At 52.4% G+C, this 22,335-nt stretch carries 16 protein-coding genes; 12 read left to right on the forward strand and 4 right to left on the reverse strand.

Annotated elements, in window-relative coordinates:
- The first annotated feature begins 74 nt into the window (after window positions 1–74).
- The 4 genes from ACO0K8_RS00945 to ACO0K8_RS00960 all read left to right on the forward strand — a co-directional run bounded on the left by ACO0K8_RS00945 (window position 75) and on the right by ACO0K8_RS00960 (window position 7,414).
- Entirely contained in the window at window positions 75–1,358 is a 1,284-nt protein-coding gene (locus ACO0K8_RS00945) for a YbfB/YjiJ family MFS transporter (protein WP_422944749.1), read from the forward strand.
- Window positions 1,355–1,975 carry a carboxymuconolactone decarboxylase family protein gene (locus ACO0K8_RS00950; RefSeq protein WP_422944750.1) on the forward strand — a complete coding sequence of 207 codons (621 nt, stop codon included), beginning with the start codon at window positions 1,355–1,357 and terminating at the stop codon, window positions 1,973–1,975. The genes ACO0K8_RS00945 and ACO0K8_RS00950 overlap by 4 nt, the downstream gene beginning before the upstream one ends.
- 233 nt (window positions 1,976–2,208) lie before the next feature.
- The gene (locus ACO0K8_RS00955) at window positions 2,209–2,970 is read left to right on the forward strand and encodes a substrate-binding periplasmic protein (RefSeq protein ID WP_422944751.1); all 762 of its coding nucleotides are present in this window, start codon (window positions 2,209–2,211) and stop codon (window positions 2,968–2,970) included.
- A 523-nt stretch (window positions 2,971–3,493) separates the two neighbouring features.
- Entirely contained in the window at window positions 3,494–7,414 is a 3,921-nt protein-coding gene (locus ACO0K8_RS00960) for an EAL domain-containing protein (RefSeq protein WP_422944752.1), read from the forward strand.
- A gap of 228 nt (window positions 7,415–7,642) precedes the next feature.
- On the opposite strand, the gene ACO0K8_RS00965 is transcribed toward ACO0K8_RS00960, so the two are convergent.
- On the reverse strand, window positions 7,643–8,245 hold the full coding sequence (locus ACO0K8_RS00965; protein WP_422944753.1) for a 2-hydroxychromene-2-carboxylate isomerase: 603 nt from the start codon (window positions 8,243–8,245) through the stop codon (window positions 7,643–7,645).
- Between the two features lie 292 nt (window positions 8,246–8,537).
- Between ACO0K8_RS00965 and ACO0K8_RS00970 the strand changes: the two genes are divergently transcribed.
- Window positions 8,538–9,815, forward strand: coding sequence for an EAL and HDOD domain-containing protein (locus tag ACO0K8_RS00970; RefSeq protein ID WP_422944754.1), 1,278 nt, complete (start codon window positions 8,538–8,540; stop codon window positions 9,813–9,815).
- Window positions 9,816–10,056: 241 nt separating this feature from the next.
- Window positions 10,057–10,695, forward strand: coding sequence for a 2OG-Fe(II) oxygenase (locus ACO0K8_RS00975; protein WP_422944755.1), 639 nt, complete (start codon window positions 10,057–10,059; stop codon window positions 10,693–10,695).
- A 22-nt stretch (window positions 10,696–10,717) separates the two neighbouring features.
- Here ACO0K8_RS00975 and trhA read toward each other — a convergent pair whose 3' ends face one another.
- A complete protein-coding gene (gene trhA / locus ACO0K8_RS00980) occupies window positions 10,718–11,335 on the reverse strand; it encodes a PAQR family membrane homeostasis protein TrhA (RefSeq protein WP_422944756.1) in 618 nt (205 codons plus the stop codon).
- Window positions 11,336–11,520: 185 nt separating this feature from the next.
- On the opposite strand from trhA, the gene ACO0K8_RS00985 reads away from it, so the two are divergent.
- The 5 genes from ACO0K8_RS00985 (at window position 11,521) to ACO0K8_RS01005 (ending at window position 17,135) form a co-directional block, all read left to right on the forward strand.
- Window positions 11,521–13,053 (forward strand): sensor histidine kinase, encoded by a 1,533-nt coding sequence (locus tag ACO0K8_RS00985; RefSeq protein ID WP_422944757.1) that lies wholly within the window; start codon window positions 11,521–11,523, stop codon window positions 13,051–13,053.
- The gene (locus ACO0K8_RS00990) at window positions 13,050–13,730 is read left to right on the forward strand and encodes a response regulator (protein WP_422944758.1); all 681 of its coding nucleotides are present in this window, start codon (window positions 13,050–13,052) and stop codon (window positions 13,728–13,730) included. The genes ACO0K8_RS00985 and ACO0K8_RS00990 overlap by 4 nt, the downstream gene beginning before the upstream one ends.
- A 129-nt stretch (window positions 13,731–13,859) precedes the next feature.
- Complete coding sequence (locus tag ACO0K8_RS00995; protein WP_422944759.1) at window positions 13,860–15,737, forward strand: potassium transporter Kup; 1,878 nt, start codon at window positions 13,860–13,862, stop codon at window positions 15,735–15,737.
- Between the two features lie 135 nt (window positions 15,738–15,872).
- Entirely contained in the window at window positions 15,873–16,139 is a 267-nt protein-coding gene (locus tag ACO0K8_RS01000; RefSeq protein WP_422944760.1) for a hypothetical protein, read from the forward strand.
- A 39-nt stretch (window positions 16,140–16,178) separates the two neighbouring features.
- Window positions 16,179–17,135, forward strand: a complete 957-nt coding sequence (locus ACO0K8_RS01005) for a hypothetical protein (RefSeq protein WP_422944761.1) — start codon at window positions 16,179–16,181, stop codon at window positions 17,133–17,135.
- Between the two features lie 47 nt (window positions 17,136–17,182).
- Here ACO0K8_RS01005 and ACO0K8_RS01010 read toward each other — a convergent pair whose 3' ends face one another.
- Both ACO0K8_RS01010 and ACO0K8_RS01015 read right to left on the reverse strand, forming a co-directional pair.
- On the reverse strand, window positions 17,183–18,358 hold the full coding sequence (locus ACO0K8_RS01010) for an AraC family transcriptional regulator ligand-binding domain-containing protein (protein ID WP_422944762.1): 1,176 nt from the start codon (window positions 18,356–18,358) through the stop codon (window positions 17,183–17,185).
- Window positions 18,355–19,251, reverse strand: a complete 897-nt coding sequence (locus tag ACO0K8_RS01015) for a GGDEF domain-containing protein (protein WP_422944763.1) — start codon at window positions 19,249–19,251, stop codon at window positions 18,355–18,357. The genes ACO0K8_RS01010 and ACO0K8_RS01015 overlap by 4 nt, the downstream gene beginning before the upstream one ends.
- A 438-nt stretch (window positions 19,252–19,689) precedes the next feature.
- Between ACO0K8_RS01015 and ACO0K8_RS01020 the strand changes: the two genes are divergently transcribed.
- Window positions 19,690–22,290 carry a TonB-dependent receptor gene (locus ACO0K8_RS01020; protein WP_422944764.1) on the forward strand — a complete coding sequence of 867 codons (2,601 nt, stop codon included), beginning with the start codon at window positions 19,690–19,692 and terminating at the stop codon, window positions 22,288–22,290.
- The last annotated feature ends 45 nt before the right edge of the window (window positions 22,291–22,335 follow it).

The following is a 22,335-nucleotide window of genomic DNA, read 5'->3' on the forward strand; positions in this document are numbered from 1 at the left end:
TGTTTCTCATTTTAAGATCCTCCTATCTTTATTATTCATTTTTACAAATACCTTAGTCAAGTTAAACTTGTTGCATGACTGATCGCCACTTACCCATTTCCTCGCATTCATGCGCCGCTGCTGATACGCCAGTAGCCTCACCCTTAGCCAAGGTATTGGCTGGCTTGATCGCACTGGCGATTGCGATGGGCATAGGGCGCTTTGCGTTTACCCCGTTGCTGCCGATGATGTTGCAGGATGCTGGCTTGTCTATCTCAGGCGCAGCCTGGCTGGCTTCGGCCAATTATCTTGGCTATCTGATCGGCGCCTTGAGCGCCATGGGCTTGCGCCTGGTGCCGCCACGCGCTATCCGTGCCGGATTAGTGCTGATCGTGATCGCCACCTTCGCGATGGGGTACACGCAATCGTTCCAGGCATGGTTATGCTTAAGACTGATCGCCGGCGTCGCCAGCGCCTGGGTATTGATCGCAGTGTCGGCCTGGTCGCTGGCAGCATTGGCGGTGTATCAAAAACCGCTGTTCAGTAGTATGGTTTTCTCTGGAGTCGGCTGTGGTATGGCTGTGGCAGGTATCGCGTCCTTGGTACAGACTGAGCGCCATGCCGGATCGGCCACAACATGGATGGCACTGGGACTGATGGCAGCAACGGCGACGGCCCTGGTCTGGCGCTATTTTCGGGCCGACCAAACGCTCGCTAGCGTTGCTGCTGATGCGGCTAGCGCTGGTGGCAATGGCAGCAAGCGATTTCAGTGGAATAGCGATGCCATACGCCTGGTATGCTGTTATGGCGTGTTTGGTTTTGGCTATATTATTCCGGCCACTTTTTTGCCTGTGATGGCTAAAAATTTATTGCAGGATTCGAGCTTGTTTGCCTGGTTGTGGCCAGTGTTTGGGCTTGCCGCTGCCGTTTCTACGCTGTTGGTGGCTGTGCTGGTACGGACTATGAGCAGACGTCATATATGGATGTTGAGCCAGTTGCTGATGGCGTTTGGCATCGTCTTGCCGGTAGTCTCACCGCAATTGCTGACCGTGTTTGTGGCCAGTTTATGCGTAGGTGGTAACTTCATGATCATTACTCTGGTGGCTTTGCAGGAAGCACGGCAGACAGCGGGCCATAATTCCGACTATGCCGGCCATCATGCCGCCACCTTGATCGCCGCCATGACGTCGGCGTTTGCCTGCGGGCAGATTATCGGCCCGCTAACGATTAATGCGACGCTTAATGGCAACGCCCGATTTTCTAGCGGACTGGTGATGGCGGCAGTCTTGCTGGCGCTGGCGACGCTGCTATTACGTAAACCTTTGCGCAAACCAGCCAGTGACAAACTACAGATTTTTAATCAGGGAGTAAAGCGATGAGTCATAGTGAACAAATACAGCCAACGGCATCAATGAATACCGGTATGTCAGGCGCTGAGCGTATGCCGGCCTTATCGACGGAGTCTATGGATGCGGCCCAGCGCGCAGCCGCCCAGGAATTAATCGATGGACCTCGCGGCGCTGTATTCGGCCCTTTTATTCCTTTGCTGCGCAGCCCGGATCTGATGAGTAGGCTACAGAAAGTCGGTGAATATATCCGTTTTCATAGCGCACTGGAGACGCGCATCAATGAGTTCGTGATGCTAATCGTATCGCGTCAATGGACCCAGCAGTTTGAATGGCGCATGCATTATCCGCTGGCGCTCAAAGCCGGTGTGGCAGAAGATGTGTTAACTGCGCTCGGAGAAGGACGTCGTCCGCTAGGCATGCGCGAGGACGAGCAGATCGCCTATGACGTATGCGAAGAACTGGCGCGCACCCATGGCGTCTCTGACTTCACTTACCAACAGGCGGTAGCGCAATTTGGCGAGCGCGGCGTGATCGACATGCTGGGCTTGGTAGGATATTTCAGCACCGTCTCGATGATCATGAACGTGGCGCGCACACCGCCTATGAGTAGTTCATATCTGCCACCCTTGGCAGCGTATCCGGCTTAGTGCTACCGCATTGAAGGCTAGATTTGCGACGGGACGGTATTCCAGCAAATACACGTGATGAATTGCTGCTTGATCGCCATGCTCGTCTTGCCTTACGACAGCTTTGTCTGCGCTGCCCACAGAGAGTGAAATTGACCAATCAGGGTTTTCCCGGAATGTATCATTTTGGGGGAGTGTTACTGTAGCCTTTTGGGGTGTATGCTGGTGGTTCTGTTATATACAGGGGAAAAGCCATGCGGCGTCGCACACTAATACAACTGGCCGGGCTATCTGGTCTTGGCGTTAGGCCTGCATGGGGGCAGGAACTCAAACCCATGCAGATTTCCACCTTGTCCGAGCTAGACCCAGCGACCCGCATCGCGGAATTAATCATTACTGAGGCCTATCGTAGGTTGGGGATACAGGCGGTGGTCCATAAACTACCGGGTGAGCGCTCATTGCGTAGCGCGAACAATGGTGAAATGGATGGCGAGCTATATCGTAGGCTGGGGATGGAGCTTGACTATCCAAATTTATTGATTGTACCGGTACCTCTACTGACGTATGAAATTGTGATTTTTTCGCGTGGCACCAATTTTGTGGTTAACGGTTGGGAGAGTTTGCGTCCATACACGATAGGCTTTGTCAAAAGTATCAAAATTGTAGAAAAAAATACACAGGGAATGAAGGTCGAGGTGGCGAATAGTTTGCGTCAGGCATTTTTGAAAATGATGCTAGGTCGTTCTGATGTCGTTGTGGCGAATCGAGCCTCGGGTTTAGCGGTGCTCAGAGAACTTAATTTGACTGAAATTAAAGTGCTGACGCCACCCTTGGCTTCGTTTCCCGTATTTCACTATCTCAATAGTAAGCATGCGGCCCTGGTGCCTAAGCTGACCACGGTGTTGCAGCAAATGCAGAAAGACAAAAGCATAGAAAACTTCCAAAAGACGGTCATGTCTGAACTGGATGGGTATCTTGCTCCGCCTGTCGATCTGAGCGTGCCAGGCAGCGTTTGAGTGCAGTGGCAAGGGTGGCGATTGCTTGCGAACATCAAGCATTCATGCTTTTTTGATCCGGTTTCGACGTTCAACTCATCCCCATCGGTGCCAGGCAAACGGCAGAGCAAGCTGATTGATGTGCTTGCTTTCGTTAGCGCTAAGCCTTACCTTGCTTGCGGATCTAGGCAACTTCTAACAGCCGCTATTCGGACGTATCGCCTTGTTGTAACTCCTCACAATACCGACCTTGCTTTGGTTTGCGCCTTGCGCTGTATCCCTATCAAAGCCTTTTAAAAGTTCACTGAAGTCAGGACTTAGAATTTTCTCAAATATTGTGTTGCTTGTAATAAATAAATTGCGACATTTGAACTGTTGTTGTAGTCAGATCGCTCTGTTGTTCAATCTGGGTTTGCCGTTGTCGTTTATCGACTAAATGTCTGCTAGCATGCAAAGTAGCCAGCAATGGCGCCAATGCAGAAGAACGAGAAGTTAAGGGGGAATCCCGACTGCATAGAACAAAAAACTATTTTTGGAGAAATGGGTGTTCAATTCCTACTCTGGTGTAAGTCGATTGCTCGGTGTAGCGCTAATTCATGCATTGGCGATCTGCCTGGTACTGGACTATCTGACGATCGATGGAAATATCTCTATTTTCTGGATACCTAGTGGCATCGCTTTGGCCAGCGTCTTACTGGGTGGTCGCGCTTATCTGATATCGATTTTTTTCGGGGCATTCGGTGCCTACCTGTGGATGGGGCGTAGCGTGGCTCCCGCTCTGATTATTTCTCTGGTCAATATAACAGACGTCTGGCTAGTGAACTTACTATTGAGCCGACTGAGTGTTCATCACTTCCCATTTAACGCCCGCCTGACGCATGCCCGAGATTATCTGGGTTTGCTGGCGGTTGCCATGCCGGTTGCTGTACTGGCTGCGCTTATCGGCGTGCTTTGTTTGTTGGTTGTGGGTGAGGTCGGTGCTGACGCGTTCGCGATTTCTCTGCTGCATTGGTGGATGGGCAGTGTCTTGGGAATTGGCATCGTCACGCCCTTGATCTTGGTGTGGCGACATAATACCGTTGGTCAGTTTATTGCCGCGCGTGCCGCCGAAGCCTTGATCGGGTTTACTTTGTCTTTTTTGATAGGCCAAATCGTTTTCTTGGGGTGGTGGGACGAATCGCTAGAAATTATTGTCAATCCGTATTGGAGCTTTTTGTTTGTCGCCTGGGCTGCCGCACGTTATGGACGGCATGGCGCTTTGTTAATGGTCTGTATGAGTGTCTTGCAGGCGCTGATGGGAGCAATTCGTGTCAGCGGCTATTTTGCCAAAGACAGTGTGCAGTTGGGCTTAACAAATTTATGGTTGTATGCGTTAGTGCTGACGGTGTTAGGCGTGATGCTTGCACTGGTTATTAATGAGCGCAAGCAGGCTGAAACTCTGGCGAAGGAGAGTGAAAAGAGCCATAGGAATTTACTCGATTGCTCACCTGAGGCTATCGGGGTGATACGTAATAACCGTATCGTCTATGTAAATCGCTCCGCAGTGACGATGTTTGCTGCGAACAGTATCGAGGATTTGGTCGGTAAATCGATGTTGGATTTGGTGCATCCTGATTTTCATTCAATCGCAGCGGCGCGCGCTAAACAAATCGTCGTCGATGGCGTCGCCGTACCCATGATAGAGGAAGTATTTGTCAGATTGAACGGTAAACCGTTTGATGTTGAGGTACAAAGTACCCCGATTATTTTCGATGGTTTGGCCTCGGTTCACGTCATTGTGCGCGACGTGACTGAGGGTAAATGGAATATTAAAAATGAAAAATTTCGTACCAAAATTTTAGAGTTGCTCGCCAGCGACACAGCACTTCGCGAGCAGCTCCAGGCTATCGTGTTGGGTGTAGAGCAGCTCGATACGACTGCCATTTGCAGTATTTTATTACTCGATAAATCAGGCCTGCATCTTGGCCAGGGAGTCGCGCCCAACTTACCTGATTTTTATAATCAAGCCATTGATGGCGTCGCTATCGGAATGGGAGTCGGTTCATGTGGCACGGCGGCGTTTACCGGCGAAACCGTGATCGTCAGCGATATTGCCCACCATCCTTATTGGGCACCCTATGCCGAGCTAGCGGCGCGTGCTGGTCTGAAAGCCTGTTGGTCGCAGCCGATACGCTCGTCTGCAGGGGCAATTTTGGGCAGTTTTGCGATTTATCATCGGACCGTGAATATCCCTGGCGATAAAGATATCGCACTCATAGAGCAGTGCGCAGATCTGGCCAGTATTGCGATAGAAAGAAATAATGCGGAAGAAAAGCTGAGCGAGAGCGAAGCGCATTTCCGCCTGCTCACGGAAGATGTTGCCGATGTGGTGTGGCGCATGGACAGTAACTACATCATCACCTACGTCAGTCCGGCTGACGAACGATTACGGGGTTATCCTGCTAGCGAGGTAATCGGACGCTCTTTGGCTGATTTGTTGACAGGCCTAGGGTCCGAAAAAGTAGCAGAAATCATGCATCGCCGTAGTACCGCTGAACAAGCCGGGCAGTTGATAGGGAGTGAGACCTTTGAGGTGGAGCAACACTGCAAACATGGCAAAACCATCTGGATGGAAACCACCTCAAATCCGGAACGCGGCCCCGATGGGGAGATCATTGCTTATCATGGGATTAGTCGTGATATCACAAAACGTAAGGACGTAGAACTGGAGCTACGCATTGCGGCGATAGCTTTTGAATCGCAGCAGGGGATGTTTGTCACCGATGCCGCATGGTCGATTTTACGTGTGAATCAGGCGTTTACTGAAATTACCGGTTATAGCGCAGAGGATGTATTCGGGCAAAGCCCACGCATGCTCAGTTCAGGGCGGCACGACGAGAAATTTTATGAAGAAATGACAGAAAGAATCGCTAGCAGCGGAACCTGGCAAGGCGAGATCTGGGATAAACGTAAGAACGGCGAAATTTTCCCTGCCTGGTTGATCTTGACTGCGGTCAGTGGCGAGGATGGTTTGACCAGCCATTACGTCGCAACCCTGAGTGATATGAGTGTGCGCAAGGCGGCCGAAGAGCAGATTAAGACCCTGGCGTTTTATGACTCGTTGACGGGATTGCCGAACCGACGTTTATTGGTAAATCGCCTCGAACAAGCCATGGCAACTGTGTCGCGCCATCAAAGGTACGGCGCTTTATTATTTATCGATCTGGATAATTTCAAGACGCTCAACGACACCTTGGGCCATGATATCGGTGACTTATTATTGGAGCAGGTTGCGCAGCGCCTGTGTACCTGCATACGAGATGGCGATACGGTAGCGCGTTTGGGCGGCGACGAATTTGTGGTCATGTTGGAAAATTTAAGTGAGCATCAGATAGATGCAGCCAGCCAGGTCGAGGTTGTCGGTGAAAAGATTTTACATGCATTAAATCAGACTTATCAGCTGGCGAACTATGAGCATCAAAGTACCCCTAGCATAGGCATGACCTTGTTTGGCGGTGAGCGCGAGAGCATAGAAGAGCCGCTAAAACGTGCCGATTTAGCGATGTACCAAGCCAAGGCAGCCGGCAGAAACACCCTGCGCTTTTATGATCCCAAGATGCAGGCCGTGGTGACGGCAAGAGTGCTACTCGATGCAGAATTACGTGAAGCGCTAAGCAGTGCGCAGTTCGTTTTGTATTACCAGGCGCAAGTCCAGGGGACATGCCGAACCGTCGGTGCGGAGGCGCTGGTGCGCTGGATGCATCCACAACGCGGTATGGTTTCACCTCTGGAATTTATTCCATTTGCCGAAGAGTCAGGCTTGATCCTGCCTTTAGGGCATTGGGTCTTGTGTGCCGCCTGTAGGCAGTTGGCCGAGTGGGCGCTGCAGCCGGAGATGAGTGCATTGTCGATGTCGGTCAATGTCAGTCCGCGCCAGTTTCACCAGGTCGATTTTGTCGATCAAGTGTTACGCATTCTCGACGATAGTGGTGCCAATCCCGAGCGACTCAAACTGGAATTGACTGAGGGACTGTTGGTTACAAATGTGGAAGACGTGATCGCCAAGATGAGTGCGCTCAAACAAAGAGGGGTGGGGTTCTCGCTGGACGATTTTGGTACTGGCTATTCTTCTCTGGCGTATTTGAAGCGTCTGCCGCTGGATCAGTTAAAGATTGATCAAAGCTTCGTACGCGATATTTTGATCGATCCGAATGATGCCGCGATCGCTAAGATGGTGGTGGTGCTAGCCGATAGTTTGGGTTTAGCTGTGATTGCCGAAGGCGTTGAAACTGAAGAGCAACGCGCCTTGCTGGCAAGCCAGGGCTGCCATGCTTACCAGGGTTATTTATTCAGCGCTCCTCTACCGATTGCGCAGTTTGAAGACTTTGTCCGCTATAGTTTTGCCGCCAGTCTGCAGGATCGCAATTTACTGGGGCTATCCAGGCATCCCCGCCAACACGCATATCCCATGCGCCCTGGCGGGTAGGCAGGCTGAAGACCCGCATGCTTATTGCGCAATGGGCCTGGGCTATTTTGAGATGAGTTTGGTGCCAGGTACTAACCAGTGCTTGGCAAGTTTCAGGTAAACCTGAATGGCCGATATGCCGTAAAAAAGCCGGGCAGTTCGATTGGCCCGGCTTTACATTTTGCGTTAGGGGCGCTCAGTGCCCGCGGTGTTTCAGCGTTGAAGTGCCTCAGTCTATAAGTCGCAGACTTAGTAAGGTCCGCTTTCTAACCAGCGTTCTAATTGCGGCATTCTGTCGTTACCCCAGAAACGCTCGCCTTCAACGATGAAGAAGGGTGAGCCGAAAACGCCACGGGCTTCGGCCATGTCTACCTCGGCTTTGACGCGGGCGCGGCTGGCCGGCGCGCTGATCGCTTCCTGAAATTCTTCAGTTTCTATTCCCAGTTCGGCGGAGAGGCTCTGTAATTCTTCTGTCGCGGCGATATTTCTGCCTTCGACAAAATAAGCTTTGAGTACCAGATTGGCGAATTGACAGCCAAGTTTAGGGTTGCGATCGTGGATGGCATGAAACACGCGTGTCGCCTGTTCGGTATTCACGCCTAAGGACGATGGACTCTTGTAGGCAACGCCATAATACGCGGCCAGACGTTCGGCATCGCGTATCACATAGTCGCTACGCATCATACTGCTAGGTATTTTGATGCGCTCCAGCGATTGAAAATTGGCATCGAGTACGATTGCGTGCCAGTTGACGCTGCGCGCATGGCGCGCTGCCAGAGCATCAATCAACTGCGAGGCGATATAGCCGTAAGGAGAAGAAAAGTCGAAATAAAAATCGATAGGCGTGGACATGCATGTTTCCTAAGGGTGAGCGACGGGGCAGGGCGCTTATGCCACCTTGCGAAGAACGCAAAGTATCTATGAAACGGGCACTTCTCACAAGTACCAGTTGTTCGAATTTTAAGGCTGCTCGCTTTTCAATGCGCGCGTGCCAGCGTGCACGTTTATTCGGGGCGGTGATTCAGCGGAGAAGGTCAAGGAAAATTCGTGTAAAATTGCCCGTTGGAAACAATCTTTAGTTGTTCAGCACTCGTTTTTTGAGCGGCTACAATGAGAGTAATCGCAATATCAGCATAGATAGACCATGAATAACGACGTTACATCGCAACACCATAAAGCCATGGATTTTTTCCTGGCGCGGCAACCTATATTGAATCGGCAGCAAAGTTTGATGGCCTACGAATTACTCTTTCGTAGTGCGGCTCTTGGTCCTGCAGGTGTGGTGGACGATGTGGCGGCGACCGCCTCGGTGATTGAGCATGCTTCAGAACTGGGGCTGGATAATGTAATTGGTGGCTCATTGGGCTTTTTTAATGTCGATACCAAAGTCTTGTTAAGCGATTTTATAGAGTTTTTACCACGCGATAAGGTGGTGTTGGAGATTTTGGAAACGGTAGAGGCCAGCGACGAAGTGCTGGCGCGGGTAGCCGGGTTGCTGGCGCTGGGCTATCGATTTGCGCTCGATGATGTGATTGCTGATTCACCCAGTCTGCGTAAGCTCTTGCCTATGGTAGAGATTATCAAGATCGATATTATGGGCATGTCGCGCAGCGATCTGACTGCCCTGTATCAGCAATTTAAAGGTGCCAACAAGAAAATGCTGGCCGAAAAAGTCGAGACTCTGGACGAATTTAATTTTTGCATGGGCTTGGGTTTTGATTATTTCCAAGGCTATTATTTTGCCAAGCCGCTTATTCTGACTGGCAAAAAGCTCTCGCCCTCACAACTGGCCATCGTGCAATTGATTGCATTGATCGTGGCCGATGCCGACACTGCTGTGATAGAGCTGGCGATCAAACATGATGCTTCTTTAGGTTTAAATTTACTGCGTCTGGTCAATACGCCTGCTTTTTTGACTTCTCAACGCATAGAGTCGTTGCGCCAGGCGCTGGCTGTGTTGGGGCGTAGGCAGTTACAGCGCTGGTTACAAATTTTACTGTATGCCGCACCTGGTAAAGTCGACAGTTTTATGTCGCCCTTGTTGATGCTAGCCACCACCCGTGGCAAGTTGATGGAGTTAATCGCCCAACAAATCATGCCACGTAATCAAACTGCGGCCGATACCGCTTTTACGGTCGGTATCATGTCCTTGATGGATACGCTCTTTAGTTCTGCTATGCCGCAAATTTTGGAACAAATTTCGGTGGTGGACGAGGTTAAGTCGGCTTTGCTGGAGCGCCGTGGACGCTATGGCGAGATGCTGCACTTGGTCGAGCAGATCGAAATGCTGGATCAAGATGAAGTGGCCGCAGCGCAACTGCTGGCTGAGTTGGAACGGCTAGGCATCAGCAAGGAGAAACTATTCGAATTGCAAGTACAGGCCTTTGAATGGAGTGATGCGATTTCGCGCAGTGCGGCCTAATTTTTTTCGAATCAATACGCTTCACTTCATCGCTGTGCTAAATTTTCATACGTGTCTGGCGCATTTACTGTAAGGTCACGCTACTCTTCCGCAGTAGTAAGCGCGGCCTTCCTCTCTCTTTCCCCCTCTGTAAATATTGACGCGAGTTTGATCGTGATGGTCCGGGCTCGGGCATGGCGGTGCTCTGGATTGATGCTTATGCTGGTGGCGAGTGAAAAAGCGTAAAGTCTCAGAAAGCAGTATGGCAATATCTTCCGTGTTACCAGTATCTCCTGATTATTTTAGTGATGCCCTGCAGTTGAGCATGCTGGCCAATCTGAGCCAACACGGCTGGTCGCAACACAGGCTTTTTTTGCCTGAAACGCTCAGAATGTTGTTGGCGGCAGAGTGTGGCAGTTTAGCTGCCAGCGGCGCACTCAAACCGGCCGGGGTTGGGCGTACGGCCTTATTGACCTTGCAACCGGCTATCCGAGGAGATCAGATCCTATGGTTAAACCCTGGTCAGTCTCAGGCTTGTGACGATTATTTGGCTATCATGGAAAGTCTGCGCCTAGTTCTCAACCAGCATTTTTATCTGGGGTTGGAGGAGTATGAAAGTCACTTTGCTTTCTATGCGCCGGGTAGCGCGTATCGGCAGCATCTGGATAGATTCCGGGATGACGATAGCCGTACCGTATCGGTCGTAATTTACCTGAATCAGGATTGGCTGTCCGAGCAGGGCGGTGCCTTGCGCTTGCATCCGCAAGGGCTGGCGAGCCAGGATGTGCTGCCTACGGGCGCCACCATGGTCTTGTTCTTATCGGCAGAAATGCTGCATGAGGTCTTGCCGGCAACGCGCGACCGCCTGTCGCTGACCGGCTGGTTCCGCCGGCGTCGTTAATTTACCCCAGCCTAACCCGCATTTACAACACATACTCCAGGATGGCAAAGTAATGCGCGCCGCTGCCACCCAAGACAAACAAATGCCAGATGCCGTGGCCGTGCTTGACACGGGTGTCGAGCACAAAAAAGATAATGCCTACGGTGTACAGTAAACCGCCTGCTGCCAGCCAGGCGAAGCCTGCGCTGCCCAGTGCGTTCATCAAGGGTACGATGGCGGCTAAGGCGGCCCAGCCCATCACGACATAAATCACTACAGAAAAAATTCTGGCTTCACTTTGTGGCCTCAGCTCCAACAGGCTGCCTAGGATGCCTAGACTCCAGATCACTGCGAGTAAAGGCCAGCCCCAAGAGTGGCGCAGTGTAACCAGACAAAATGGGGTGTAACTGCCGGCAATGAGCAGATAAATACTGTGATGGTCTAGTTTTTGTAAGAGGCTTTTTGCCGGCCCGCGCACGCTGTGATACAGGCTAGAGAAGCTATATAGTAGTGTCAGCGTGATACCGTAAATGATGACACTGGTGAGTTTCCACGGGTCGCCGTCCATCGCTGCACGCATTACCAGCACGCCGCTACCGATCAGGGCTAACAGCGCACCGAATAGATGAGTCGCTGCGTTAAATCTTTCTCCGTAGTACATGGCTTGATACATCCTGTGGGTTTGAACTGTGTGCGGTGCAGCATAGCACGCCCCGGTTTTTTCTTGCTAGAGGGCGTGGTCTAGCTTAGGCCAGACTGCGCAATGTAGAACCGCAGGGCAGCGCGCCGCTACTGCGATTTTGCATAAGTCCGAATAGGCTGTGTTAGTCTGCTGGCATGAAAAATATGGCACTTACATCAGAATCACGAAACCAGTCTTGGAAAGACTGGTTTTTACTCCTATTTTTACTCAGCGCAGCCACGCTGGCGTGCCTATTGTTGGACCCGTATGTCTCGCTAACTAGTCTCTCCATGCTATACGTGTTGGCGGTCGTGCTGGTTTCGTCTCGCCTCGGCCGTAGCCATTCCGTGCTGGCTGCGTTTGCCGCGGTGGCGGCTCTGAATTTCTTTTTCGTACCGCCACGCTGGACGTTTCAGGTGGAACGCTCGGAACATTTTATCGCGCTCCTGACCATGTTGGTGCTGGCTTTGGTGATTAATCACTTAGCCTCAGGGATGCGGCGCGAGACTGAGATGGCAAGGCTCAATGAAACCCGGGCCCGCCAATTGCAAAGCCTGGCCATCGCATTGGCCGATGCCGATACGCCGCAGGCGGTAAAACTGTTGGGGCAGCGTGCACTCGATACCGCCTTCAGCGGTACCAACACCCTGGCGCTATTCGAGGCTGACGCGAGCGAACTTGATCTTCCATTAGAACTTCCGAATGCAATACGTGACGGCTTGCGCTGTTGCCTCAAGGAGGCCGTGGTCCTGGGGGCGGGTACTGGTCGCTGGACTGAACTCGATGCCTGGTATATACCGCTAGGTGAGCTGCGTCAGGGGCGAGAGTTGAGTGGTGCAGTCTGCATACAAGCGGTGGCCGGCGATGATGAGAGTGGCCGTGAACACGCGGTGGCGCTGTGTAGCATGCTCGCGCAAGCTTTGTGGCGTCTGCGCCTGAGCGTGGCGATGCAGGCTGCGCAGCGGGAGGCGCAAAAGCAGCAATTGCAAGGCATCTTTCTGGCAGCGATTTCGCATGATCTACGTACTCCGCTGGCGGTGGTGGTGGGTGCCGCCTCGGCTTTGCAACTGCAGCACGATAAACTTAGCGTGCTAGAGCAACAGCGCTTATTGACGAGTATCGTGAATGAGGCTGGCCATTTGGCGAACCTGACCGAAAATACTTTGCAATTGGTACGTCTGGCCAATTCTGCTCAGCCCTTGACACGCGACTGGGAGTCTATGGAAGAAATCACCGGCAGCGTGCTGGCCAGAATCAGGCAATACGATAGTAGTCGCCGTATCGTCTCTAAGGTCCCGGATAGCCTACCTTTGGTGCGAGTTGATGCAGTGCTGATTTCTCAATTGATAAGCAATTTGCTTGAAAACGCATTGAAATATACCGACGCCGCCATCCATCTGGTAGTTAGTCTGGAGACTCAGGTTGAGGGTGAGAATCTGCTGGTATCTGTCAAAGACCGCGGCCCGGGTATCTCGGAGGCCGAGTTAGCCACTATTTTCGATGCTTACTCGCGTGGTGATCATAGCGAGCGCAGTCAGCAACGTGGCTCAGGCCTGGGTTTAGCCGTCTGCCGCGCCATCGCGCAGGCGCACGGCGGCAGCTTGATTTTGCGGCGCCGTAGCGGTGGCGGCAGCAGCTTTATCCTGAGTTTGCCGCTAACTCTAGAACAACCATTTAAGCAAGGAGAGCAGCCATGAGGGTGCTAATCGTCGAAGACGATAAAGATATCAGAGCGCTGATGCGCACCTCGCTGTCGGTAGAGGGCTTTGAGGTGCAGACGGCGGTCTCGGTGAGCGAAGCGAGCGCCTTGTTAAAACACGCTATGCCGGACGTGATGGTGCTCGATCTTGGTTTGCCCGATGGTGATGGCGTCGATCTGGTACGCCAGGTGCGCAGACATCACAACTTGCCGATTTTGGTGGTGTCGGCACGACATCAAGAGGCACAAAAAATCCAATTGCTCGATGCCGGTGCTGACGATTATCTGACCAAGCCTTTTAGCGTGGGCGAGTTGCTGGCACGCATACGGGTCGCCTTGCGCCATCGCGGTACCAACTTGGCGGCGGCGGTCACGCAATATAGTCTGGCCGATTTGTGCGTGGATTTAAACGCACATTCGGTTGTTAATAAAGGGCAGCAACTACATCTGACCAAGACCGAATTCAACTTGTTGGCGCGACTGGTGCGCAGCAGCGGTAAGGTGGTCACGCACAGACAATTGCTGGTCGATGTCTGGGGTGACGAGTTCGTCGATCACACTCATTACCTGCGTTTGTACATGGGGCAGTTGCGCGCAAAAATCGAAGACAATCCGGCCGAACCACGTTATCTGTTAACCGAAACCGGGGTCGGCTATCGCTTGGCGGCGAGCTGATTGACGGACAGGAAGCCCGCATAAGAAAGTCGTTGGGCTGTGTGTAAATACTACAATGAAATTTTTCCTTATGCTTTCCTAATGCTGGTGAATGGATAGTGGCCACCTGTCCCACTTTTTTGGATTGTCATGAGTAATAATTCTAGTCGCGAAAGCGTCGCTGCACTCACTCTGGGTGCTTTAGGCGTGGTGTATGGCGACATCGGTACCAGTCCTTTGTATACCATGAAAGAAGTATTTAGCCCGACTATCGGCTTACCGCTCGATGCTGCGCATTTGATCGGTGCCGTGTCGGCGATCTTCTGGGGGCTGATGATGGTGGTCACTCTCAAATATGTCTTGCTGATTTTACGTGCCGATAACCGTGGTGAAGGCGGCATCATGGCACTGACGGCTTTGGCGGCCAAGGCGGCTGGCACTAGCGGCAAGCGTCGCGTGATCTTGCTACTGACCGGTGTCTTTGGTGCTGCTTTGTTTTACGGCGACAGCATCATCACCCCTGCGGTGACGGTGCTGGGTGCGGTCGAAGGTCTGGAAGTAATCTCCGTTAGTTTTAAAACCTATGTGGTGCCGATTGCGCTCACTGTTTTGATCGCCTTGTTCGCGATGCAGCGCTACGGAACGGCGGTGGTAGGTAAATTGTTTGGGCCTGTGATTGTGCTGTGGTTTGGGGTGCTGGCCGTGACCGGCATCAATGAGATTATTCAACAACCGGCTATTTTGGCGGCACTCAATCCCCTCAATGCCGTGCGCTTTTTGAGCACACAGGGCTGGCATGTTTTTGTGGTGGGCGGCGCGATCGTACTGGCTTTTACCGGTGCCGAGGCGCTGTATGCCGACATGGGACATTTTGGCAAACGCCCGATACAACTGGCGTGGGTAGGTTTGGTTTTACCTGCGCTGGCGCTCAATTACATGGGACAGGGCGCTTTGTTGATGCGTGACCCTGGCGCGCTAGAAAATCCGTTTTTTCGTTTGTTTCCCGCCAGTTTATTGATACCTGCGGTGGTACTGGCTACCTTCGCTGCGGTGATTGCCTCGCAAGCGGTGATCTCGGGTGCGTATTCCATGACCAAGCAGGCCATGCAACTGGGTTTGCTGCCACGCATGCAAGTGAACTTTACTTCGGCCAAAGAAATGGGGCAGATTTACATGCCTGGCGTGAATTGGGTCTTGCTGGCCGGTGTGCTATTGGCGGTAGTGGGTTTTGGTAGCTCTTCGGCGATGGCGGCGGCTTATGGGATCGCAGTCACGGTGACGATGTTGATCACGACTATCTTGACCTTCTTCGTGGTGCGCCATAGCTGGAAGTTTCCTTTAGCGGTGGCAGTGACTTCTACTTGTGTATTTCTGGCGTTCGACATTTTGTTGGTGTTGTCCTGCTCACTGAAGTTCTTTCAGGGCGGCTGGTTTCCGCTGGCGATGGGCGGTGTGATCTTCCTGGTTATGGCAACCTGGCGTCGCGGGCGTGAATTGCTAATCAATAGCATACGCCAGCATGATCCAGAACTGCTGCCGTTTATCACCGCCTTGTCGAATGACAGCATACCGCGTGCTTCGCGTACTGCGGTGTATGCGGTGGCCAATCCGGATACCGTACCGCAAGCCCTGATGCATAACCTTAAGCATAATCAGGTGCTGCATGAACGCAATCTGATACTCACCGTGGTGTTCCATGATGTGCCGTGGATACCGTTTGAAGAGAGGGTGCAAGTAGCAGCGCTGGCACCGGGATTTTGGAAAGTGAAGGTGAACTATGGTTTTAAAAACACGCCGGATATTCCCAAGGCATTAGAACTATGCGCGGCGCATGGTCTGAGCTTGAACCTGTTTGAAACCTCTTACTTTTTGAGCCGGGAGATCGTGGTGCCGACCCGCGGTACTGGTATGGCGCATTGGCGAGAATTGCTGTTTACCCTGATGTCGCGTAATGCCGGAAGTGTGGTTGATTTCTTCCGTCTGCCGAATAATTGTGTGATCGAACTAGGCACGCGGGTGCAAATCTAAAAATCGGCCAGCCCTGTTGCGCAATCCCCATGCGGTTCTCCAGCCTGCATGGCTGAAGAACCGCATAAACAGTGCGCAACAGGGCATGCCCTTTGCACGCCCTATTTTAAATCCTATTTTATACAGAGTGAACTCATGAAAAAATCTATCTTAGTCCGTATCGTCTTAAGCCTGCTAGCCGTGCTGTTGACACCGTTATTGAATAGTTTGTTGATGCCCACTGCCGTGCTGGTATCGGGCAATGCGGCGCTGGGGCAAATGGCTAATTCGGATGCCAGCTATGTCGCTTCTATTGCCGGCATGAATCTGGGCAGCATGCTATCGGGTACCTCAGGCAGCGTGTTACTGCTGGCCTTGCTGCTGATCTGGGGCTCTTTGCTGATCAATCGCCGTAGTAAGTAATCAAAATAATCAAAAAAAAAATAGAAACGAGAACCTAAAATGAAAAAAACAATAAGCCGTAGTTTGCCGATTTCCCTGATGTTGATAGTCAGTCTGAGTGCCTGCATGGGTAAGCCTGACCTGGAAGAATTGGTCGAGATTAAGCCTAACGAGACCTCATTCATGATCAAGCTGGAAGGCGATAGCAAAACCGGGCAGGCCAAGTTTATGTCGGAAGAATTTTTGGAGCAAAACAAAGTCGCCACCAAACGCATTTCTATCCCACACCGCAAGCGCAGCACCGGCAATAATTCGAATGACTATGAATGGATACCGACTGCCAAATTGGTTACGGTGGACCGTACGCCGGTTTCGCGTGAATGGACTAGTAGCGAAAAAACCGGCACCAGCAGTAAGAACGAGGGCATACGGGTGGAGTCGGTAGAGTCTATCGATTTTTCTATCGGGGTGGTGATGACGGCTTCGATACCGGAAGATAAGGCCGCTAAATTTTTGTATAACTACGCCGGCAAGGCCTTACGCGACGTCGCCGATCAAGATATTCGTACCTACGTGCAGGCTGGTTTGTCGCGCGAGTTTGGGGTGCGCAGTTTGATCGATGGTCAGCATCAGAAAAAAGAGATTTTCGATAAAGTGCTGATCGATACGCGAGCCCACTTTGCCGATTTGGGCGTAGTCATCAATAATCTGGGCTATGCCGAAGGCATGACTTACTCTGACCCCGGCATACAAAAAGCCATCAATGAAACTTACGCGGCGCAGCAATCGGTAGAAAAAGCCAAGGCCAAGGTACAAGAAGCAACGCAGATGCGCTTAGCCGCTGAAGAGTTTGCCAAAGCACGTGAAGCGCAGGTGGCTAAAACGCAGTTGGAAATTGAAATGCTCAAGGCGCAGGCGATGGTAGAGTTTGCCAAGAACCTCAAACCGGGCATGTTACCCAATATCGTGCCGCAGGGCAGTCAGCTGTTGTTCGGTTTAGATAAACCGCTCAAGTAAATTTAAGTCTGGCTGCAAAAGTTGCTTGGCGGTGTGCACTGGTCGCGCTAACTGAACTCGAGCGCACCGCTGAATAAACCGTCGCGCATCAGGCTGGGGGGCTGTCCGGTCCAACGCTTAAAGGAGCGCCGGAAGTTGTTGGCATCATGGAAACCGAGGTGCTGCGCTACTGCCTCATTGTCGTAGTCTAGCGTTTGAAACAGGTAGAGTGCAACATGGGTGCGTACCTGGTCTAGTTCTGCTTGAAAGTGGCTACCATGGCGCGCCAGATGACGCTTCATGGTTGCCGGGCTGATGCCAAAGGCTTGCGCGCAGGCGTCTAGCGTGGGTGCGGCACGGATATTGACGAGTAGATAGTCGTACAAGGCACCGAGTAAACTCGGCAGCATCGGGGTACTGAGTGCCTCGAGTTCTAGCTTTTGCAGGATCAGCGCGGCGGCCATGGAGTTGCCACGCGGCCAGGGTTTATCTAAGTATTCTGAAACGATCAGCATGGCATCCAGATGGCAATTAAAACGCAAATCGCCGCCTAAATGCGCCTTATGTTGTTCGCTATGGCGCGGGCTGCCGCGATTGAAACAGAAGCGCCACGGCAGCCGTTCTCCGCTCAGCCAGCGGCACATTCCGGCCACCGCTGCCATATGCATTTCGACTAGAAATGGCAATAGACTGGGTGCGCCAAAACTATCGGTCCAGTACAGTACTGCCATACCGCCTTCGTCCTTGAAACGTGGCTGCAATAGCGGGCAAAGCTTGCTTTGGTAGCGCACCAGTATCTGCAAGGCCTGCCGCAAATTGCCTGCCTGCAGCAACGCGTGGCTGACGTCACCATAATGGCCTGGCAACATCTGTTGCCCCAGCATGAAACTGGTGTCGCGACTATCTAGTGCGCGTATCAGGTTGCTGAGCATTTTCAGGTACTGGCTAGGGCTAATGGTATCGCCGACTGGTGAGCCTAAACCAGCACCAAAATCAGCGTCAAAACCAGCACCACAACCAGCACCAAAACCAGCACCAAAACCAGCACCAAAACCAGCACCAACGCTGGCTTCGATCAAGGGCGAATTCAATGTGTCATGGGGCCGCCGGCTGGCCGGAGTCAACGCCACGCCATGCATGATGCAAGTGCTACTCAGGTCCTGGCTGTGGGCGTAGCCCAGCAACAGGGCCGGCTGATGTTGCGCCAGGATGCAAGGCTCACTCGCTTGCAGGTAGTTGATCACGCCGCCGCCAGAGCGTCACACTCTCTGGTGCTTGTATCGAGCACCCGATTTAATTTTGTCAATACGGTCTCGGCAGGAGCGTCTGCCATCGCGCAAGCATGGCGTATGCGGATATCGATGTGCTGGCCCATGGAACGATGCTGCATATGGCGCACCATAAAACATAGATGCTGCGCCATTGACTCGGCGCTGGCCAGGCTGGTTTCCGGCATCAGGATGGCAAAGCGATCGCCGGCGTAACGGCACAGCAAATCCTCGTTGCGTAAATTGAGTAAGAGCATGTGCCCGACCGCTTGCAGCACAAGGTCGCCTTGCGGCTGGCCAAAGTGACGGTTGATCAGGTGAAAACCGTCTATATCCAATAGCACGACGGCGCAGTTTGGCAGTGGCTGGCGCTGCTGTTCTTGCTCGATTTGTTCGCGCAGATATTCGGCAGTGGCGAGCTGGGTAAGGCGATCAAAGGCACGATGACTGCGAAACAGACGCTCACGTTTTTGCAAATGTTCGTTGAGTCGAAATTGTTCCTGACGCCAGTAATACATGCCGCTTGTCAGTGTCAGCATGCCACCCAACATCAGGGCGGCTTCCAGAAAATTATCCCAGAGTTGTTCTTTGGGAACAGTGAAGAATTCGTCGAGGCAATCGGCCGATTCGCCTAACATGATGGCAGCAAGGCCCGCCGCCAGTAAAGTTGTGACCCGACCTTTCGGGCGGCTGCTGAGCAACATCAGTAGCCAGATGCCAGCCATGATGGCGCTGCCACCTTCGCCGGCGATATCCATCCATTGCCAGCGCTGCATAGGTTTGAGCGTGCCCATGCTGGCATACGCGACCAGACACAGCAAGAGCGCAACCGCGGTGACGATCAGGAGAGGTCGATGTAGTCTGAGCATAATAAAGGTCTTTTTTGGTGGCTGGCACAGATAAATTGAAGTGCGCGAGGATAGCGCCGCAAGGTGACAGGCGGATGACAGGGATGCATGAATTTTTGAATCCGTAAAAAATGTCGTCAGGCAGCAACGAGGGGCAATTTAGCTCACCGTCGTGACTGACTTAAACAGGACTTTCGCAAAATTGTTACGGCAAGGCCGATACCAAGACGCTGGGGCGGTTTTGCGTAAGTCCTATTCAAGTGAGAAATACCTGTATGGCCGGAATCGCGTTCTGGTGTCGCAGTCAATCCGGCTCATTCTTTCTGTTTTTTCGTGCATATCGCCGAAAAATGGCGCTAGGACATGGAGCGGACGGGCCAGAGCGCCGCAGCTGTCATGTAATCGTCATATACGGCTTCTACACTCCGTGCTTTCTTTCCTTCCACCTGAGCTTGATCAATGAAAACCACGCAAACCTCCTCACCTATCACGCAAGTGCAAACAGAAACACAATTTGTGCATCGTTGCCGTCCTTCAGTGTTAAGCCTGTGCTTGTTGAGCGCCTTTGGCTCGATTTGCACGCTTGCGCCATCGAGTGCGCAAGCTCAAACGAGCGATGCGCCAAGCACGAGTGTCGAGATCCATGGCCAGCGCGCCAGTTTGCGCAAATCGATCGCCGCGCAAGAAAAAGCGGACAACATCGTTAACGTGATCAGTAGTGATGATATTGGTGGCTTGCCGGACAAGAACGCCGCTGAAGCGCTGGCGCGTCTGCCTGGCGTTTCGGTGCAGCGCGATCAAGGCGAGGGCCGTTATGTTACGGTGCGCGGTATCGGTGCCGACCTCAATGCCGTCACCATCAATGGCGCCTTAGTACCGTCGCCGGAAGCGAGTCGCCGCGCGCTGGCGCTCGACATCTTGCCCGCTGGTCTGATACGCACGCTGGAAGTAACTAAGACCTTAAGGCCGGATCAGGACGCTAATTCACTGGGCGGCACTACCGACGTCAAGACCTTATCGGCTTTTGATATTTCTGGGAAGATGCTGACCTTGAATGCCGGTGCCAATTATGACGAGAACAGCGGTAAGACCAGCCCGAATCTGGGTATGGCATGGGCCGATCGTTTTATGGATGGCAAGCTTGGGGTGGCGGCCGGCATCAGCCTGGAAAAACGTGAGTTTGGCTCAGACAATGTGGAGACGGGCGGCGCCTGGAGCGGCACCGGTGCCGATGCCAAATTGGGCGGATTTGAATTGCGCAATTACCTGCCGGTACGTGAGCGACGCGCATTTGCATTGAATCTCGATTTTCGCCCGGGTAAAGACAGTGCGTATTTTCTGCGTAGTTTTATGAGTGACTTTAGTGATGATGAAGTTCGTGATCGACTCACGATCAGTAATATTGCCGGTGGGGCAGTGGCTGAGGGCGCGACCGCCAGTGCCCGCGCCGAACGTCGCTTGCGGCAACGTAAATATACTCAAAACATCAGTTCTGTGGTGCTTGGCACCGAGCAGAAATATCGGCACTGGACGCTGGACCTCAATGCAGGTGTCAGTAAGGCCAGCGATGACACGCCGGAATCCATTAACGATGCGCGGTTTCGTGGCAATAGTATTTTTGCGGAAGTCGGGTTTCACGGCAGTCAGGTGCCGCAGTTAGTCGGACCGGCCAGTATGTACGACGCCGCCAGTTACAGCCTCAATGCGATCACCTTGCAGCAACGGCTATCCGAAGATAGCGAAAAACATGCGCAGTTCGATCTGGCACGCAAGTTTCATCTCGATCATGTTGAGTCCACCTTGAAATTCGGTGCCAAAACCAGTCGTCGCGAAAAAACTAACGATACCAATCAGTGGTTGTATAACAGCAGCAAAAGTTCTAGCGCAAATTACTGGGGGGCGGGCACTACTGCGCTGAAAGACTTTGTGCAAGAACCGCTCGATTACCAGTTGGGACAGATAGTCAATGGCATTAATCCGGCCTTGATCCGTGCCCGGGTGGCGGGTCTGAATCGTGATGCTGCCAGGATGCAGCTGGAGTCGAACCTGAATGATTACAGCATGCATGAAAATATAGACGCTGCGTATCTGCAAAACGCTTTTGATTTTGAGGCCTGGCATGTTTTGGCTGGCGTGCGCATGGAACGTACCGGTTTTGATGCCAGCGGCAGTCAGGTCAATGGCAGCAAATTGCAGGCCGTCACGCGTGATAATTCTTATACCGATTGGCTGCCATCCTTGCAGGCGCGCTACGATCTCGATCGTCAAACCAGCGTCAGGGCGGCCTGGACCAATGCGGTGGTCAGGGCCAATTTCGGCCAGCTTGCGCCTGGCATTAATCTGGTCAGTAATACCGAGGCGGTGATTGGCAATCCCGACTTGAAACCTCTCAAAGGCGCGAATCTGGATCTAGGCGTGGAACGTATGTTGGGCAGCGACGGTAGCGTGTCAGCTTACCTGTTTTACAAAGACATTAAAAATTTCACTTATTCCACCAATCTGGCTGGCACAGGGAAATGGCTGGGTTATACCAGCGCGAGTTCTTACGCCAATGGCGATGCGGCAAGCGTGAAGGGGATAGAACTGGCCTATACGCAAACTCTGAGTATGTTGCCAGCGCCCTGGAACGGTTTGCTGGTCGGCGTCAATACCAGCTTGAGCAGTTCCAGCGCCAACATCAGTCGTTACGACAGCGCAGCCGGCAAGACGCTGGCACGCAAGATCAGTTTGCCTAGCCAGTCGGATCAGATCGTCAATCTCATGCTGGGTTATGAGCAGGGGCCGGTCAGCACGCGTCTGGCACTCAATTACAAATCTGCGTATCTGCTGGAAATGGGCTCCGACATCTTGAAGGCGGATCAGGATCGCATCGTCGATGCGCAAAAACAACTCGATTTTTCTTTCGCCTATCAGTTTAATAAGCGCATTCAATTGATCTTTGAAGCGAGTAATCTCAACAATGAAAAATACTATGTGTATCAGGGCAGTACTCCCTACAACGCGCAGTATGAGCAATATGGACGTAGCTATAAATTGAGCCTGAAAGCGAGCCTGTTTTAATTTTTATTTGGCAGCTTAAAGAAATCACTACACGGCAGCCCTGTT

Source organism: Undibacterium sp. Ren11W (assembly GCF_049340485.1).
Lineage (GTDB): Bacteria > Pseudomonadota > Gammaproteobacteria > Burkholderiales > Burkholderiaceae_D > Undibacterium.